We start from the raw sequence: 15,059 nt of genomic DNA on the forward strand, positions 1-15,059 counted from the left end.
CCGGAATGATGGCATCACTCGATCTGTCAAAGGAGACCAGCGATGACCTTGCCTAACAACGGAACCGCCGAAACTGTCCGTCAGCCTCAACCCAGTCTTCGACGTACCATTCTCGGAGCGTCAGTCGGAAACTTTGTGGAATGGTATGAATTCGCCGTCTATGGAGTGCTAGCTGCATACATCTCGCAGGCAATGTTTCCTACAGACGACCCTTCGGCAGCCATGCTGAACACTTGGGCGGCATTCGGTGTCGCCTTCCTCGTCCGACCAATCGGTGGCGTGCTTCTCGCACGGTTAGGCGACCGCCTTGGACGACGTCAAATTCTGTTCGTGACGATTACATTGATGTCCATCGCGACCTTCTCAATGGCCTTGATACCTTCCTATTCGACAATCGGGCTCGCGGCACCGGTTATTCTCATTTGTGTACGCGTTGCCCAAGGAATCGCGGCGGGCGGGGAATTCTCTGGAGCCGCTGCATTTCTCTACGAGCATGCGCCAGTCAATCGCCGTGCAAGAACGATCAGCTATCTTGGGGTGAGTTCCTTTTGTGCGACCGTTTCCGGATCAGCTTTGGCGACGCTTTTGACCTTCGCTTTGTCCGANTTTCCGGATCAGCTTTGGCGACGCTTTTGACCTTCGCTTTGTCCGACGGCGCAATGCAGTCATGGGGGTGGCGGATAGTCTTTGCTACGGCACTTCCACTCGGATTCATCGGGATCTATATTCGCCGACACCTGGCGGAGACCCCAGACTTTCAGAAGCTCCAGGACCAGAAGGCGACAAACACACATGTGCCGCAAGCGGAGAGCCTGTGGCGCGTTTTTCGAGACAATCGCAAGTCGATCCTGCTCTACCTGGGGTTCGGTGGCTTCTACTCAATCGCTGTATATGTAAGCTTCTCAGCGTACTTCGCTTTCCTACTGATCAATGGCATGGACACAGGCACAGCATTGGCCATCAACACGATCGCCGGCCTAGTCATCATCGCGGGTATTCTGATCACCGGCGGATTGGCAGACCGTTTCGGCAGAAGACGAATCCTGATCGTCTACGCCGCCACCATGGCTGTGGTCGTCATCCCAGCTTTCCTTCTGGGAGCAACGGGCACGTTCGGACTAGGTCTGCTTGGCGCACTGATCTTCGTTGTGCCTTTGTCGGTTTTCATCACACCGGCAATCATCAACGTGGCAGAACTCTTTCCGACAGAGGTGCGCGTCACCGCTGGTGCTGCGGCCTACAATCTCACTGTAATCGTGGGCGGGTTCACTCCCTACATGGCGGCCTGGCTGACTCAAACCGCCAACTCTCATCTCGCGTTTCCTATATGCGTCGCGGTGACCGCTGTCATCGCACTGGGCGTTGTGGTGTTCTGGTATCGAGAGCCGAAGGTTGGCCAAACGATCAGCACTGCCGTCTAATCGGCTGCTGAAAGCCGCGGTGATCACCACAGATGGTGATTCGAGGTTCTGTGATCAAGAATCGATGAACCGGCGGCTGCGCAACCAGAGATGAAGGACAAGTCGCGTTGAACCATTCTCGAGGTCGAGTCCAGTTGTCTCTTGGAATCTGTTTATCCGGTAGTACACGGTGGTGCGGTGAATGTTGAGTTCCTCTGCGGTGCGGATAGCATTGCCTGCCTGGTCGAGGAACGTCTCGATCAACTGCAACGTTGATTCCGACTGAGAGACCTGTAGCCGGCGGAGCACTCGAGGGATGAGCCAGTCGTCATAACCGTGGCCCACCATGGCGCCGATCATTACGTCAGTGGGGTTGTCGGACCACGAGGTGACCTTCCGACGGTAGGCCCTCCCAACTTTTACGGCGACTAGCGCTTGAGCGTGAGACTCTGCAATCGTCTCCAAATGAGGCTGGGCCGAGCCGATGCCGATAGTGGTCTCTGCTGCAAGCTTCTTGTCGAGCCGCCGCACTTCTTCGTGGATTCTGTGTGCGAACGATTGAACAGCCTCATAACTCGTCGAGGTACGTGAGCCCAGGACAATCGTCGACTGCGATGCGCCAGGGCTGAAAGCACATGCGTCTTGCCACCGTCCTGTCTTCGCAGCGGCCACTGCTCTGCGCACGATGTCCTCGGGTGGTTCTCCTAGAGAGGACCTCAGGTCTACCTTCATGGCGACCGCAAGGACGACATATTCTTCGAAGCCGACCATGATCTTGCGCTCTCGCATGAACCGTGCGGCTTGCAATCGTTCGAGTGCGTGTGCAGAGAGCAGGTCGGAGATCAACGATTCGGACTCCCGTTCGGAGTCCGCTTGAGACTGCGCGCGCCGGGCAAGCGCTTGGCCGATACGTTCGGCTGCCTCAGCGGCAATCGCAAGTGATTCCTCGTCAAGATCCTTGCCGATGATCCACATGAATCCGAGGAGCTCATAACGTGAACGAAGCGGAAAGCAGAGCCGGTCGCGCTCAATTCCGATGTCTGGGCGAGCCGAAACGAAAGTGACCTGGCGCCAGTTCTTTGCGCCTTGGTCCATGATGTAGTCCCGCAGCGGCCCGGTGATCTTCCGCCCGACTAAGGACGATAGCCTCGCCTCGTCGACTTCCTCAAAATGCGTACTCGAACCAAGAAGCGCCAATTCCGGATCGTCGACAGCAATGGACCGATGGAGCTTCGCCGCAGTCTGCTCAATCAGTTCCTGGATCGGTTCGAACATCAACAACGCCCCCACCTCATCATGGCTGCAACATCTGTAGGAAGAAGCTCTTCAAACTTCGACATCATACTATCGGCTGCTCAGTGAAGGGCTGAAAGCATGTCAGAACTAGAACTCATACAAGGAGGCAATGGTGCACAAGGGGTACTCACATATCGTCATCGGGGCCGGAGCGATCGGCTCTGCTGCCGCCTATTGGCTCTCAGAACAGGGAGCTGAACGCATCCTAGTCATCGAACAGTTCAACCTGGTCAATACCTTCGGCTCGTCTGGGGACCACTCCCGGATTATCCGTCATGCATATCATCATGAGAACTACACAAAACTGACTCCCGCAATGTTCAAAGCGTGGAAGCAGGTAGAGGAGAGGTCGGGACTGACCCTGTACACGAAGACAGGTGGACTCGATCTATCTGCCAGCAGCGGCCCAGGCTTCACCGAGATCAACGGTTACAAGCGTGCAATGGATTCCGCGGGAATCAGTTATGAGGAACTCGACATTGATCAGATCAGAGGACGCTACCCGCAGTGGAATCTATCCGAGGACACAATCGGCTTGTACCAAGAGGCCGGGGGAATACTCGATATCCGCAAATCAGTATCCGCCCATACCTCGTTGGCGATGAGCAACGGAGTTGATTTCCTCGCTCGCACCAAAGCAACGCAGATAGACATTCGTGACCGTGGAGTCACTGTGAGAACTGACCGCGGCGCATTCGATGCTGACCATCTAGTCGTGGCGGCTGCCTCGTGGCTAGGTGAACTCATGCCCGATCTCGGGCTCAACTTCCACTTGGCTCTCTCCCAAGAGGAGGTCGGCTACTTCACTGCCCGGAATCTGAGTGACTACACCCCCGATAAGTTCCCGGTGTGGATCTACCACGGCGACGAGGTCCACTACGGCTTCCCAGTTTATGGGGAAGCTGCAATCAAAATCGCTCGAGACATGCGAGGCAACTTCATTACCGCCGAGGAACGGGTATACGAAGGCAGCGAGAACGAAACTCGAGTTCTCAGCGCATTCTTACGCGAACATCTGCCTGAAGCAGCAGGACCCCCCTTGATGAATAAGACCTGTGTCTACGACATGCCCCCTGATCGCGACTTCGTCCTCGACACAGTTCCTGGTCATCCGCATATCGCTGTGTTCAATGGCGCAGGACATGCTGGCAAATTCGCCAGTTTAGTCGGCCAGATTCTGGCCGATCTGACGACAGGTCGGCAGATTGAACACGACATAGACGCGTTCAGCCTGACCCGTCCCGCGATCGTCGATCCAGCCTACCCATCAAAGTTCCGGCTCATTACCGAAGCTTAGGTGAAGGCCCCAGCGCAACCTCGCAGCGGTGCGCGGCGTCCCCGCACTGTGGATGGAATGAGTAGCTAGCCCGCTGGTCCCGATCGTCGTCTCAGAGACTATCCAGCGAGGTGATGAAGCGCTCCGCTGCTACGTCGATGTCAGCTGATGGGGTCAACAGTTTTTGCAGGAGCAATCCTCGAAGTCCGGCGATTGCGATGATGCTCTGCTGCTGAGCGTCCGTCTTCGAGCGACCGTCCCGAAGGGCTGCAGAGTTCAGTAGGTTGGCCAGTTCATCGATGTCTGAGATGAACTCGTCAAATGCCTCGCGATCGTATACGGCTAGGCCAGCCAAGTGAAAGAAGCCACGGCTGCGCCCTTCCACTGCCTCATCCGAGTAGAAGTTCCACAGATTACGACATAAGCGTGTGAAGCCGAAGTCATTCTTCGTTGTAGCGAAAACGAGATTGTCCCGTCGACGAGCCTCAGACAAGACAGCGGCCAAAAGGCCCGGCCGTGATCCGAAGTGATAGGTCAGGAGAGTGTGATGCACATCCATGCGCTCGGCGATCTGACGCATGGAGAGATTCGATGCCGGACCATTGCCACCGAACTCATCGAAAAGTGCCTGCATCAATCGCTCTCGCCCTTGCCCCACTGGTGATCGCACAATGCCTCCCTTGACAGACTCACCACCGTTGAGTAGGTTACCTCATATTGAATTCACCACTGTTTAGTAACGTTCGATAGTCAAGGAGGACATCATGAACGACTACTGGTTGATTGGCGGCATTGTTGCCGATGGTGTGGGAACAGTTCCCTCCGCGGTCGACGTGCGTGTCACCAATGGAAAAATCTCCGAACTGGGACATGCTCCATCTGGAGCGAAGACTCTGGATCTGAACGGGAGGCTCCTCACCCCGGGCCTTATCGACGCGCACGTCCACCTCGGTCTTTCGAGTCCGATCAAGGCTCAGTTTGGATTCCAGATGTCGGCGGCGGAGATTGCGGCGGACATATTCTCGTCGGCCGGCGACGCTCTCGATGCAGGTTTCACCACAGTACGCGACACTGGCGGTATCGATGGCGGAGTCGTTGACGTCATCGACAAGGGCAAGGTTAGAGGACCACGCGTACTAAGCTGTGGCCCGGTCCAGTGCCAGACGGGCGGACACGGGTACTACGGCAGCGCGTGGGAACCGACGGAGCTGTGGACAGCGCACCACGTGCCCGGCCTGTGCGCGCTGTCGTTGATGTCGGGTGACGCCGGTGAACTGCGTCGCAATGTTCGAGAGTCATTTCGGCGTGGTGCGACTTTTATCAAGCTCTGTGTCACTGGAGGCGTCGTCGGCGGAAACGATCACCTCAATGACACTCAATTCTCTGTTGACGAGATCTCTGTAGCGGTGGAAGAAGCTCAAGCTCGAGGAACTTATGTCACAGTGCACGCTCACAATAACGCAGGCATTCGCAATGCCGTGCTTGCCGGCGTGCGCTGTGTCGAACACGGGACTGACATCGACGCGCCGACGGCCGAGCTCATGCGCGAACATGATGTGGCATTGATTCCTACATTCGCAGTCATCGAGCAACTCGCTGATACAGAAGGTATGGGACTCGAAGCTGATGCTCGCGAACGCATTTTTGGGGTTCGTGAACGAATGGCATCGGCGCTCACCCTCGCTACCGAGGCGGGCCTTCGCGTCGGCTTGGGCTCAGACCTTATCGGCCCGAACCAGGGGCGCCGAGGCGAGGAGCTGCGATTGCGCGCCGAACTGCAGACGCCCATGCAAGCACTCGTGTCTGCGACAAGTATCAACGCCGAGATTCTTGGTCTCAAGGAAACAGTGGGAATGATCGGTGAAGGGATGTTGGCCGACTTGGTCGTGTGGCAACAAGACCCGTTGCAGAATGCTAACAATTTCGCCGATCCAGATATGGCCGCAATTGTCATCAAAACCGGTCGAATAGTGAAGAAGGAGAACTGATGAGCGGAGTACTGCACGGCAGCTTGCCCGACACGGAGTATTTTGAGATCACGTCAAAGACTGGCAACAGCTACGGAATCTGGGTGACCACCCCGCTGAACTACGGAGATTCCACGGAACGCTTGCCGCTGATATATGTGGTCGACGGCAACTGGTCGGTAGGCCTCACCGCGCCACTCAACGTCGCGCAGGCGGATCCTTACCTATCGATCGCACCGTACATACAGGTCAGCATCGGCTATGCCGGCGATGAGGCAGCAGATTGGGCAACACTGCGCAATCGTGATCTGGTGCCTCCGGGCGAGCCCGTCAGCGACGAGATGGTATCCACCCTGTCGTCGGCCCGAGACTCCGGCGCAATGACACAAGAACAAGTCGACGCATATCTCTCACTGCTCTCAGATACACACGCGGACGTCTTCCTCGACTTCATTACTGATGAGCTTCACCCTGTCCTGCAGTCGCGGTTGAATGTGAGTCAGGCAGGGCACGGACTCTTCGGCTCCTCATATGGAGGCCTCTTTGCCCTTTATGCATGGCTACGCGGTTCCACCACATTCGCGACTTTCGGCGCAGGCAGCCCCGGCGTGATATCGCCGGAGAGCCGCGTGTTCGACCTCGTCTCGGACCTTCAGCAACGGACCAAGGACTCATCAGGCAAGAAGCTGCACATCACTTTGAACGAAGACGAAATTCTAGGTGACATTGCGATCTACCGAGGACTGGCGCGTAGCGTACTCGACCTCTTGGAGCGGTTGCATAGCAAGGGTTGGTCCCAGGACGTGTCACGGGCAATCCTGCGAGAAACACATGTGACCGGGCTGCAAGCATCCTTCTTGAGCTATCTGAAATCTTGCCATACGCGCTAACTATGCCGGAGGCTACGCGACGGCTTACCCCTGCCCCCGACTGTTAACTGGCAGGGTCGGTTTACCTTGAAGCCCATCACTGCCAGTTGCGTGCCGAGCTGTCCGAAACGAAGCAGGCTAATGGGATTTTGAACCAGGACACCTTAGGCTCAAACTGGTCGTGCAACGCCTCAACACTTAAAGATCACCGCTCTGGCCTGAGAACACACGACTGGTGGTCTCCAAGAGAACGTATACTCACAGGGCCTTTAGTAGCCAAGAAATGACACTGTGTCGTTGGCTATTCCAAGCACCTTGGCGAAATGCACGCGGCATGTGGCTCCACGATTAACCAAATCACCCCGTTGGACCCGCGTTTCGGAAGCACCGGCTTGGTGAACAAGGGGCCTCAGTTCGTAATGTCATGGTCTTGTACGGGGAGGCTCCACCCTGGCTATCCTGCAAGCGATAGTCCGTCCGTTCGTCGGTGATGTATTTGCTGAATATCTCGCGACCACCGGCTTTGCAGTCCCAAAGCCGGCTCCTGGTGCTGGGTTGCTATCGCCGCTGCGCTCAACCGATCTGATACCGATGGCCAGGTCACCGGACCCTCAGTTCTCGCTCAGGCATTCATCCGACGAGCTGAACCCAATGCAGCAACGGCGATCGGGACGGCTGCGCCAGCTGGGTAGTTGCTCAGAAGTGTGCCTGGTTGTCGGCCCAAAATTGTGCCGAGCCCGACGCTGCAAGGTCGTGGACACTGCCGACCGCAGGAAGGGTCTTGTTGTAGTCGTAGTTGCAAGACGGAAGCGGCAGTGCCCGCATCCAACTCGTTCGGCCTCTCAACGAAAACGACGAGTCTAGTGACTGTTCTGTTTCACAGAACTTGCATACAAGACTCGCGATGTACGGAGCTAAACCAAAAGATCTTGGACGAATGTCAACCAACGACTAACGTACGCTGATAAGTTGACCCTCTTCTTTAGACCTCGCAGCGGTGGTTGCTTGCTTCACCGTGTGGACTGTTTTCTGGCACCACTTCGCGGCAGGCTTGCATTTTTATCCTCGCGCCTAAGATCGTTTAATCTAGCGGCGCCGAGCCACTTAGGTTGTGTGGCGCACCTGAGCGAGAATATTTGTCGCAATCTCCACATTGGGCTGCCGGTGGGGAGTTACCGCTCGTGCGTGGATTATTGGTACCGGGTTACGCGGTTCACCCACGGTTAAGGGAGAGCCCCACTAGGGTAGCGGCGATGTCTTCCAGGGATGTGGACACCCAGTCCATGGCTTCTTCGTCGGTTACTCGTTCGGCCAGGGCACCCCCGGTATGGGATTCGGACCAAATTCGATAGTCGTCAATTGCTCGGCTTACAGTCCCCACTAGACCGAGAACAGCTTGAATATTTCCGTGCCTGGCGTGATCGTCCTGCGCGCAATGCTGTGGCAGTTCCCGGAAGGTACATGGGGGACGGATCGCTGTGCACAGTATTGGTTTAGGGTTGGGCTGCTGGCTCATGTCAAACTCCGACAAATATCGCAACTGCCTCTGAGAGTGCTAAGTCCCAGAAGGTAATAACTGCGGTTGGTGGAAAATCCTCCTGTCTAGGGTATGTCTCACAACTATCATAGTTACAACAGTGATCCTGTTGCGTGAGAAGCACGCAAGGGTTCAAGGCAAAGTACCAGATCGATAGGCCCTTCTCACCGGTGATCGAACGTCGCTGGGATCAGCTATAGATCTTCGACGTCCTTCCACTAGCGGCAGAAGCACATTACTTGTATTGCTCTTGAGGTGTCCTATTTTGCAGAACGGCGGGCCGATCGGGCTCCTGAAAGGTCGACTTGACACACTCGTCGTCGACTGGAGCACCCTGCTGGCCAACAACTTCCTGCGTACCATTAACGGCAAAAGGCTAGGCAGCCAGTAAATGAGGTTAATGCACAAATTAACGTTTCGTATTCGACCGTAGCCTCCCGACACTGAATGATCTCGTCACCCTATGGTTTCTCGTGTTTTTGGTGCGTACAACGGAGAAGTGAAATTCGGACGGTCAACGCCGTTGTCCACAGGATCATCAGGCAATGCAGTCGCTTGCCGAATTTCGAGATTAAGTGTTAGGACGAAAGCACTAACAGGCAGGCATTGGTGACGAGACGCCAGAGAGCTTTGCCCAGTACGGGTTGGCTGGCGCGTGAGTGGACCGGATCGCTGACACGGGTCGCGCCAACAGGCGGTCGATCTATGTGCATTTCGGATCGAAGAACGCGGTTTTGCAACCATTCAGGACTGGGAGCTTAATAGCGAAACACTTCTCGGTGCATCGGCGCTGAAAACTCAGTGTTGAGAGGCTCGGAGTAAATATGGTCCGGATCGATGCGCAAAATGCACTGTGTGGTGCCGGTGGGACGTCTCATATCCCTAAGGTTGTGAGACGTCGTGTCGTTTGCGCCCTTCAGCTATGTCGGGTGAGCAGAAGCGTCAGGTCCAAGAGGTTCACGTACATGTTCGTTGTGTGGCGGCCGAAGTCCTAGACATTGCCTGACAACTGTCCGAATTTATTGTCGCCTCGATCCAGCACTCGTCGGCCCAAGGATAAGACCTTCTGGCATCATCGTTGGCTCCCTGCGTTCCCGCGGAATGATCTCGACTTGGAGGTCATCTTTATAGATATGCTCCCACAGATCCTCCGCGGAGACGGCATCGTGCTCGACACATGCGCGGACAAGCTACTCATCATCGTTTCGACCCTCTCAGGCAACTCCAGCGAGACAGGCGTCTTATACCAGGTCACCGCACCGATAGAGTTGCCATCGTGACAGAACGACGAACTCGGCAGATGCGTGTTGAAGCACTGGGCTTCTTCAGCTGCGGACAGAACACCTGCCCGTCGAAGATGATGGACCGCGACGAAGACACCGACCTCCACGCCAAGTCGCCCTCGATAGCTCGCCTGAATTCGGATAGATCGGCCGCTTGTAGTCATTGGCCGGAAACGGACGTATTTGAGCAGCATTCAGGTACCGCAGGTGAGTTCGATCGTGTCGAGCCGCCCGCTTCGCAGTCATGAATCCTCGGCTCTGGACGCGTTCTGGGCAACGCATGCAAGTTCCCGCTCTCAGCAATCAGGCCGTTGCCGCTATCCCCATCAGAGCACCAGGGCCCGCTTATACCGGTTAGCGACGCTCAGGCCCATAGCAAGAGCCGTGTCGTTGAGATGTTTGGGCGTCTTCCTAAGTCGTCCTCGACGATCTCGTACAGGACAATCCAGGTGCCCGGTCTTCCGTTGGCGCCACTGCAGCTAGCGACCATCACGATCTATCGGAACGCGAGAGCCGACATCGAGGTGAGAAGCGCTGTTCGGCAGCGCGATCGGTAAGGCAGCCCCGTTGTGGGGTCATTTGCGAGTGCGTCCTAATTCGGCATGTGGGGATGTCCTCGCAGAATCTCGGCGATACTTTCGAGCGCGGAACCCTGTCTCCGCGCCAGAGGTGAATCGTTAGAGACGAGAGCAACGATCATGTCGCGTGCGGTACGGCCGCGGGGAGTGATCTCGATCACTCGTTGTTGTTGATCGATTGGCGAAGTCCTGCGTTCGACTAGCCCCCGCGCCTCGAGCTGTTGACACATAAATGTGACGTTCTGGGGCGTGCAGTGCGTGCGACAGGCGGCCGTACGCATGGACGGGGCCGGTTCATTCGGATCGATCACCCATAGCAGGTGGGCAGCAGTCGCGGTGATTTCATACTCGCGTAGCGCAGGAGCAAGCGCCTCGTTCGAGTAGTCGGAGGTTCGATCGCGTATCAGTACCTCCAGCTTGCTGAAGAGCTCGTTCCCTAAGCGGCAACTAAAACAAACGAAGTGGACGTGTTTACCGGTGAGAAGGCACCGGTATTTCGTCAATTGCGCACCGAACCGCCGTCACTGGCCTTGCGGCTGTGTCACTTCGACAGGGGCGGGGGCAGATATATCCGTGTTGGTACCAAACTCATCGATAACGATAGTCGCGTCAACTTCATCAGTGGTGCTGACTAGTTTCGCAGTCCCCATTTCACCGGTGGCAGGGATATCGAGGAGAGTAGATTTTTCTTTCTCACCGAGTGCGTAGCGAATGAAATCGGTACCATCTTCATCGACTTCACCTTCGACAGTCACCTGCCCATTACTGATGGTCTCAACCGTGGAGACCAACCTGTCGTAGTCATAGGTCTTGGCAACCTGGTCGCCTTGAGCAGCTTGGAATACCACATATTTGCCAATTGCAGGGGTAGCGTCATATCCGAACGATTCCCAGTACTCTGCTGGTCCCTTGATCCATAGAAGATTTGAGGCTCTGATCAGATCAATTGTCATATCCACTGATCCGGACTCGATCGAAGCCGTGCCCTCGAATGCACCGGCACTCCGGTCGAAAACAAAGTCCGTGTACTGATTTCCGTCCTCGGCCTCCAATGTACCTTGTGCATGGTAGCTCGTAATCGAGGAAAGATCGTCTTTGAAGGTTGAGAACCTATCCATAGCCGCCGCTTCAGCATTGGCATCAAGTTGGTCTACATGAGCATCGGCGGCGCTATCTGATCCTGAACAGGCAGACATAGTCAGGGTAAGAGTGACCACGATAGCGGCTGGAGCTGCTAGTTTCTTCATTTTTCCTCCGCGATAAGCTCGGTGATATCTATCCCGCACTCATCGTCGACCGGTTCGGCCTGATCTTTGTAAGTCTTATCGGCAGTTTTCGTAGCGGCTGACAGTAGGAGAAGGAAATTAGTGTTCGAGACCTGGCCGCCGCTACTCTTAAACAAGTCAGCGGCTTTGCCATAGTCGTTACTGACCGCTTCCCAGTCTTGTGCTGCGCCTTCTGGTGCTAGCTTACTGATGTGGGCAGTCCCTGTTACTAAGAGGTCAAGGCGTGTTCCCATCTCATCAATGATGGTCTTCTCGTCTTGAGCATTTGCTTCATCGTTGAGAGCAACCAAGCCGCCGATTGCTCCACAGTAAGTGTCAGCTTTCGAAGGGTCTGTATAAGACCCAGCTGTCGGTGTAGCGGTAGCAGATGGTGTAGGACTTTGGAGAACTTTTTCAGTAGGGCTGGTTGAAGCAGGAGGTTCTTCCGCGATTTGGTCTTTGTGGCTCTGGCATCCGGAGAGGAGCAGCGCTGAGGTTACACCTACGACTGCGACAAGCCGAATCGGGTGTGGAGGCTTCATTGGAATGGTTCCTCGCTGACGAGAGAAGGGACGGGACTAGGAAAGCCTACTCAATCGGGTTCTGAAAAGATCCACGAGTGAATAGGCTTGTGGTGGGAGCCAGCTTCCAAGTCTGGCTCCCACCACGGTTCCTACTAGTTCGCGGCACTACAGCGTGTGGAGAAACACCATAGCGTCAGCGAGAAGCAGGGCTTTAATGCTGTTTACAGCGCAGCACGTCGGCGAGCGAAGTAAACTGCGGCTCCACCAGCGGCCAGCAAGATTGCACCAGCACCGAGCAACGGTGCTGTCGCATCTGAACCGGTACGAGGCAGATCTCCGCCAGCGTTGCCTCCGTCACTGCTACCGGAAGCGTTTGCTGCGCTTCCAGAAGCGGCGTTGGCGCCGAGGCTGCCGGATCCATCGTGGTCGGCCTCTGCCGATTCGTTGTCGGCGCCGTTGTTATCAGCGTTACTCGATGCTGAAGAGCCAGCCTCTGACGATGCCCCCGCTGAGGAATCTGCGGTTGCTGCTGCAGAAGCTGCTGCTTCGGCATTCTCGTCAGCTGCAGACGAGGCATCAGCGTTAGTCGAATCCGAGTTATCGGCATTGGCTGCAGCGTTTGCTGCCTGCTGTGCCGAGGCGTTCGGATCCGAGGTGGCATCTGCCGATGTCTCCGAGGATGCGTCCTCGGTGCCTGCGGATTCGGCTGCTGCTTCGGCATTCTCGTCAGCTGCTGCCGATGCGGTGTTGTTGGCATCGTTATCAGCTGCGGCTTCTGCTGCGGCTGCGGCGGCAGGGTTGCCGTCGTCGTCAGCATTGGCTGATGCAGAAGCCGAAGCTGCTGCATTCACATTGCCGTTGTCGTCAGCTGTTGCTGAGTCGTCAGCGGTTGCTGTGTCGGTTCCGTTGTCGTCAGCTGTTGCTGAGTCGTCAGCGGTTGCTGTGTCGGTTCCGTTGTCGTCAGCTGTTGCTGAGTCGTCAGCGGTTGCTGTGTCGGTTCCGTTGTCGTCAGCTGTTGCTGAGTCGTCAGCGGTTGCTGTGTCGGTTCCGTTGTCGTCAGCTGTTGCTGAGTCGTCAGCGGTTGCTGTGTCGGTTCCGTTGTCGTCAGCTGTTGCTGAGTCGTCAGCGGTTGCTGTGTCGGTTCCGTTGTCGTCAGCTGTTGCTGAGTCGTCAGCGGTTGCTGTGTCGGTTCCGTTGTCGTCAGCTGTTGCTGAGTCGTCAGCGGTTGCTGTGTCGGTTCCGTTGTCGTCAGCTGTTGCTGAGTCGTCAGCGGTTGCTGTGTCGGTTCCGTTGTCGTCAGCTGTTGCTGAGTCGTCAGCGGTTGCTGTGTCGGTTCCGTTGTCGTCAGCTGTTGCTGAGTCGTCAGCGGTTGCTGTGTCGGTTCCGTTGTCGTCAGCTGTTGCTGAGTCGTCAGCGGTTGCTGTGTCGGTTCCGTTGTCGTCAGCTGTTGCTGAGTCGTCAGCGGTTGCTGTGTCGGTTCCGTTGTCGTCAGCTGTTGCTGAGTCGTCAGCGGTTGCTGTGTCGGTTCCGTTGTCGTCAGCTGTTGCTGAGTCGTCAGCGGTTGCTGTGTCGGTTCCGTTGTCGTCAGCTGTTGCTGAGTCGTCAGCGGTTGCTGTGTCATCAGCTGCGGCATCGTCATCATCGTCGGTGCAGTTGATTCCACCCGCAGAAATGTCAGCGAAGACATCGGCACGTTCGAAGCCGAGCTCCATGCTACCGAGTCCATCTGGTGCTACAACGGGCACCGAAAGCAGCTGCAGGTCAGCCTGAAGGCCTCCCATGGTGCCTGAAGCGTGGGTGCCGTCAGCCGATTCTTCGATATTGGTAGGCCCACCGTAAGTGAGTTCACCCGAGACGAGTCCAGCCAGGTCTCCCAGGCCGCCGTCTTCGAAGATCTGGTCGAGTTCGATTGCCCCGCCGGGTTCGATGACAAAGTCAGCGTCGCCGACCGTGATCGCCATGCTGGGTAGCGTGGATACCTCGACTTCTGCTCCGTCAGTGACACCATTGGCGCGTGCGATCATCTCACCCTGAGGTGCGCTGCCCGTTTCGCCGCCCCAGGAGACTCCGATTTCTCCGCCGAAGAGGTTGACGTCAGCAAATCTCCACGTGGCGGTGCTCTCAACGCCGAGGCCGGTGTCGCATGCTGCACCTTCACTAGTGAGGCTGACGTCGCTTGTGCTCAATCCCAGGTTTGCTTCACCGACTGGGAAGAGGTCATCAATACCAGGAACCGGGACCGGAAGCACGTCGCCGAAGCCAGTGATCAGATCAAGGTCGCCCGTGGTGGATTCGGCACTAGCGACGCTTCCGCCGCCGGCCAGTGTGCCTTCCGACCAGTCGGTGGCTGTTGCCCCCGTCAATCCCTCAAGGGTGCCGAGAATTGGGATGTCGAGGTTTCCGAAGTCATTGCTGTCTTCGTCAGACGGGCTCTCCGTCGTTGAGCTTGCCTCTGCATTGACGAGGTTAATGTTGAGCCCGACAGCTCCGGCTCCTACTGGAGCAGCGCGGGAGTATGCACGAGCGGTCTCATCGCCAGCGATAGTGCCTGGGACTGCGTATTCGCCGGTACCTGTTCCTGTGTAGTCTGCGAGTCCACCCGAGTCTGCGACAACGACTGACTCAGCGATGTTGGCGCGAACGTTGGCCAGGTTGTTTACGAGTCCGACGCCGGCGAATGCGCCGTAGTTGCGCACTCCACCAGAGAACGAACCATCTTCGACGTCGGCCGCGGCTGCGGGCGCTACGGGACCGAGCAGGGCGATGCCGAGGGCACCGACTCCTGCCGCGCCAAGTATGCGGCGCAACCCCTTAACCTTCTTTGGTTTCATATTTCTCTACCTCTACATGTAGGGATTTCGAGTACGAAGCCTCGTGAGTCTCCTGTCGAATCGACCTGGAGGACCAACTGCCATGAAAATTTCGTACAGGAGATTCACGAGAAACTCCAAGCTCGACAGTATCAATGTAGTCATCATTTTAGTAGAGGAATAGTGAGCATAAATACAACTGTAATTCTATTCATGCACGGAGCTGTGCTGATCCCCGAGACATGGACCATTGT

Annotated in this window: 11 protein-coding genes; 5 read left to right on the forward strand and 6 right to left on the reverse strand. The window is 56.3% G+C overall.

Features of this window, described 5'->3' with window-relative positions; all coding sequences use genetic code 11:
* Positions 1-42: 42 nt before the first annotated feature.
* Positions 43-636, forward strand: a complete 594-nt coding sequence (locus tag FO013_RS12680) for an MFS transporter (protein WP_143922933.1) — start codon at positions 43-45, stop codon at positions 634-636.
* Between the two features lie 23 nt (positions 637-659).
* Positions 660-1,421, forward strand: coding sequence for an MFS transporter (locus FO013_RS12685; protein WP_260848152.1), 762 nt, complete (start codon positions 660-662; stop codon positions 1,419-1,421).
* 54 nt (positions 1,422-1,475) lie between these two features.
* Here FO013_RS12685 and FO013_RS12690 read toward each other — a convergent pair whose 3' ends face one another.
* Positions 1,476-2,675: a PucR family transcriptional regulator gene (locus tag FO013_RS12690; protein ID WP_143922937.1), complete on the reverse strand. Its 1,200-nt coding sequence runs from the start codon at positions 2,673-2,675 to the stop codon at positions 1,476-1,478.
* Between the two features lie 130 nt (positions 2,676-2,805).
* On the opposite strand from FO013_RS12690, the gene solA reads away from it, so the two are divergent.
* Positions 2,806-3,993 (forward strand): N-methyl-L-tryptophan oxidase, encoded by a 1,188-nt coding sequence (solA, locus tag FO013_RS12695; RefSeq protein WP_143922938.1) that lies wholly within the window; start codon positions 2,806-2,808, stop codon positions 3,991-3,993.
* Positions 3,994-4,084: 91 nt separating this feature from the next.
* Here solA and FO013_RS12700 read toward each other — a convergent pair whose 3' ends face one another.
* Positions 4,085-4,606, reverse strand: a complete 522-nt coding sequence (locus FO013_RS12700) for a TetR/AcrR family transcriptional regulator (RefSeq protein ID WP_222103619.1) — start codon at positions 4,604-4,606, stop codon at positions 4,085-4,087.
* A 130-nt stretch (positions 4,607-4,736) separates the two neighbouring features.
* On the opposite strand from FO013_RS12700, the gene FO013_RS12705 reads away from it, so the two are divergent.
* On the forward strand, positions 4,737-5,960 hold the full coding sequence (locus FO013_RS12705; RefSeq protein ID WP_143922941.1) for a metal-dependent hydrolase family protein: 1,224 nt from the start codon (positions 4,737-4,739) through the stop codon (positions 5,958-5,960).
* Positions 5,960-6,829, forward strand: coding sequence for an alpha/beta hydrolase (locus FO013_RS12710; protein WP_143922943.1), 870 nt, complete (start codon positions 5,960-5,962; stop codon positions 6,827-6,829). Before FO013_RS12705 ends, FO013_RS12710 begins: the two co-directional genes overlap by 1 nt.
* A gap of 3,391 nt (positions 6,830-10,220) precedes the next feature.
* Here the strand turns inward: FO013_RS12710 and FO013_RS23260 are convergent.
* The 4 genes from FO013_RS23260 to FO013_RS12735 form a co-directional block, all read right to left on the reverse strand.
* On the reverse strand, positions 10,221-10,709 hold the full coding sequence (locus tag FO013_RS23260; protein WP_143922944.1) for a MarR family winged helix-turn-helix transcriptional regulator: 489 nt from the start codon (positions 10,707-10,709) through the stop codon (positions 10,221-10,223).
* 18 nt (positions 10,710-10,727) lie between these two features.
* Positions 10,728-11,453, reverse strand: a complete 726-nt coding sequence (locus FO013_RS12725; RefSeq protein ID WP_143922946.1) for a hypothetical protein — start codon at positions 11,451-11,453, stop codon at positions 10,728-10,730.
* A complete protein-coding gene (locus FO013_RS12730; RefSeq protein ID WP_143922948.1) occupies positions 11,450-12,013 on the reverse strand; it encodes a hypothetical protein in 564 nt (187 codons plus the stop codon). Before FO013_RS12730 ends, FO013_RS12725 begins: the two co-directional genes overlap by 4 nt.
* A gap of 203 nt (positions 12,014-12,216) precedes the next feature.
* Positions 12,217-14,826, reverse strand: a complete 2,610-nt coding sequence (locus FO013_RS12735; RefSeq protein ID WP_143922950.1) for an LPXTG cell wall anchor domain-containing protein — start codon at positions 14,824-14,826, stop codon at positions 12,217-12,219.
* Between the last annotated feature and the right edge of the window lie 233 nt (positions 14,827-15,059).

Source organism: Brevibacterium aurantiacum, assembly GCF_007558825.1.
Taxonomy (GTDB): domain Bacteria; phylum Actinomycetota; class Actinomycetes; order Actinomycetales; family Brevibacteriaceae; genus Brevibacterium; species Brevibacterium aurantiacum_A.

Coding starts and splice junctions, on each gene's coding strand:
- FO013_RS12685 (WP_260848152.1), top strand. CDS start 660: ATGCAGTCATGGGGGTGGCGGATAGTCTTTGCTACGGCACTTCCACTC.
- FO013_RS12690 (WP_143922937.1), bottom strand. CDS start 2,675: ATGTTCGAACCGATCCAGGAACTGATTGAGCAGACTGCGGCGAAGCTC.
- solA (WP_143922938.1), top strand. CDS start 2,806: ATGGTGCACAAGGGGTACTCACATATCGTCATCGGGGCCGGAGCGATC.
- FO013_RS12700 (WP_222103619.1), bottom strand. CDS start 4,606: ATGCAGGCACTTTTCGATGAGTTCGGTGGCAATGGTCCGGCATCGAAT.
- FO013_RS12705 (WP_143922941.1), top strand. CDS start 4,737: ATGAACGACTACTGGTTGATTGGCGGCATTGTTGCCGATGGTGTGGGA.
- FO013_RS12710 (WP_143922943.1), top strand. CDS start 5,960: ATGAGCGGAGTACTGCACGGCAGCTTGCCCGACACGGAGTATTTTGAG.
- FO013_RS12725 (WP_143922946.1), bottom strand. CDS start 11,453: ATGAAGAAACTAGCAGCTCCAGCCGCTATCGTGGTCACTCTTACCCTG.
- FO013_RS12730 (WP_143922948.1), bottom strand. CDS start 12,013: ATGAAGCCTCCACACCCGATTCGGCTTGTCGCAGTCGTAGGTGTAACC.
- FO013_RS12735 (WP_143922950.1), bottom strand. CDS start 14,826: ATGAAACCAAAGAAGGTTAAGGGGTTGCGCCGCATACTTGGCGCGGCA.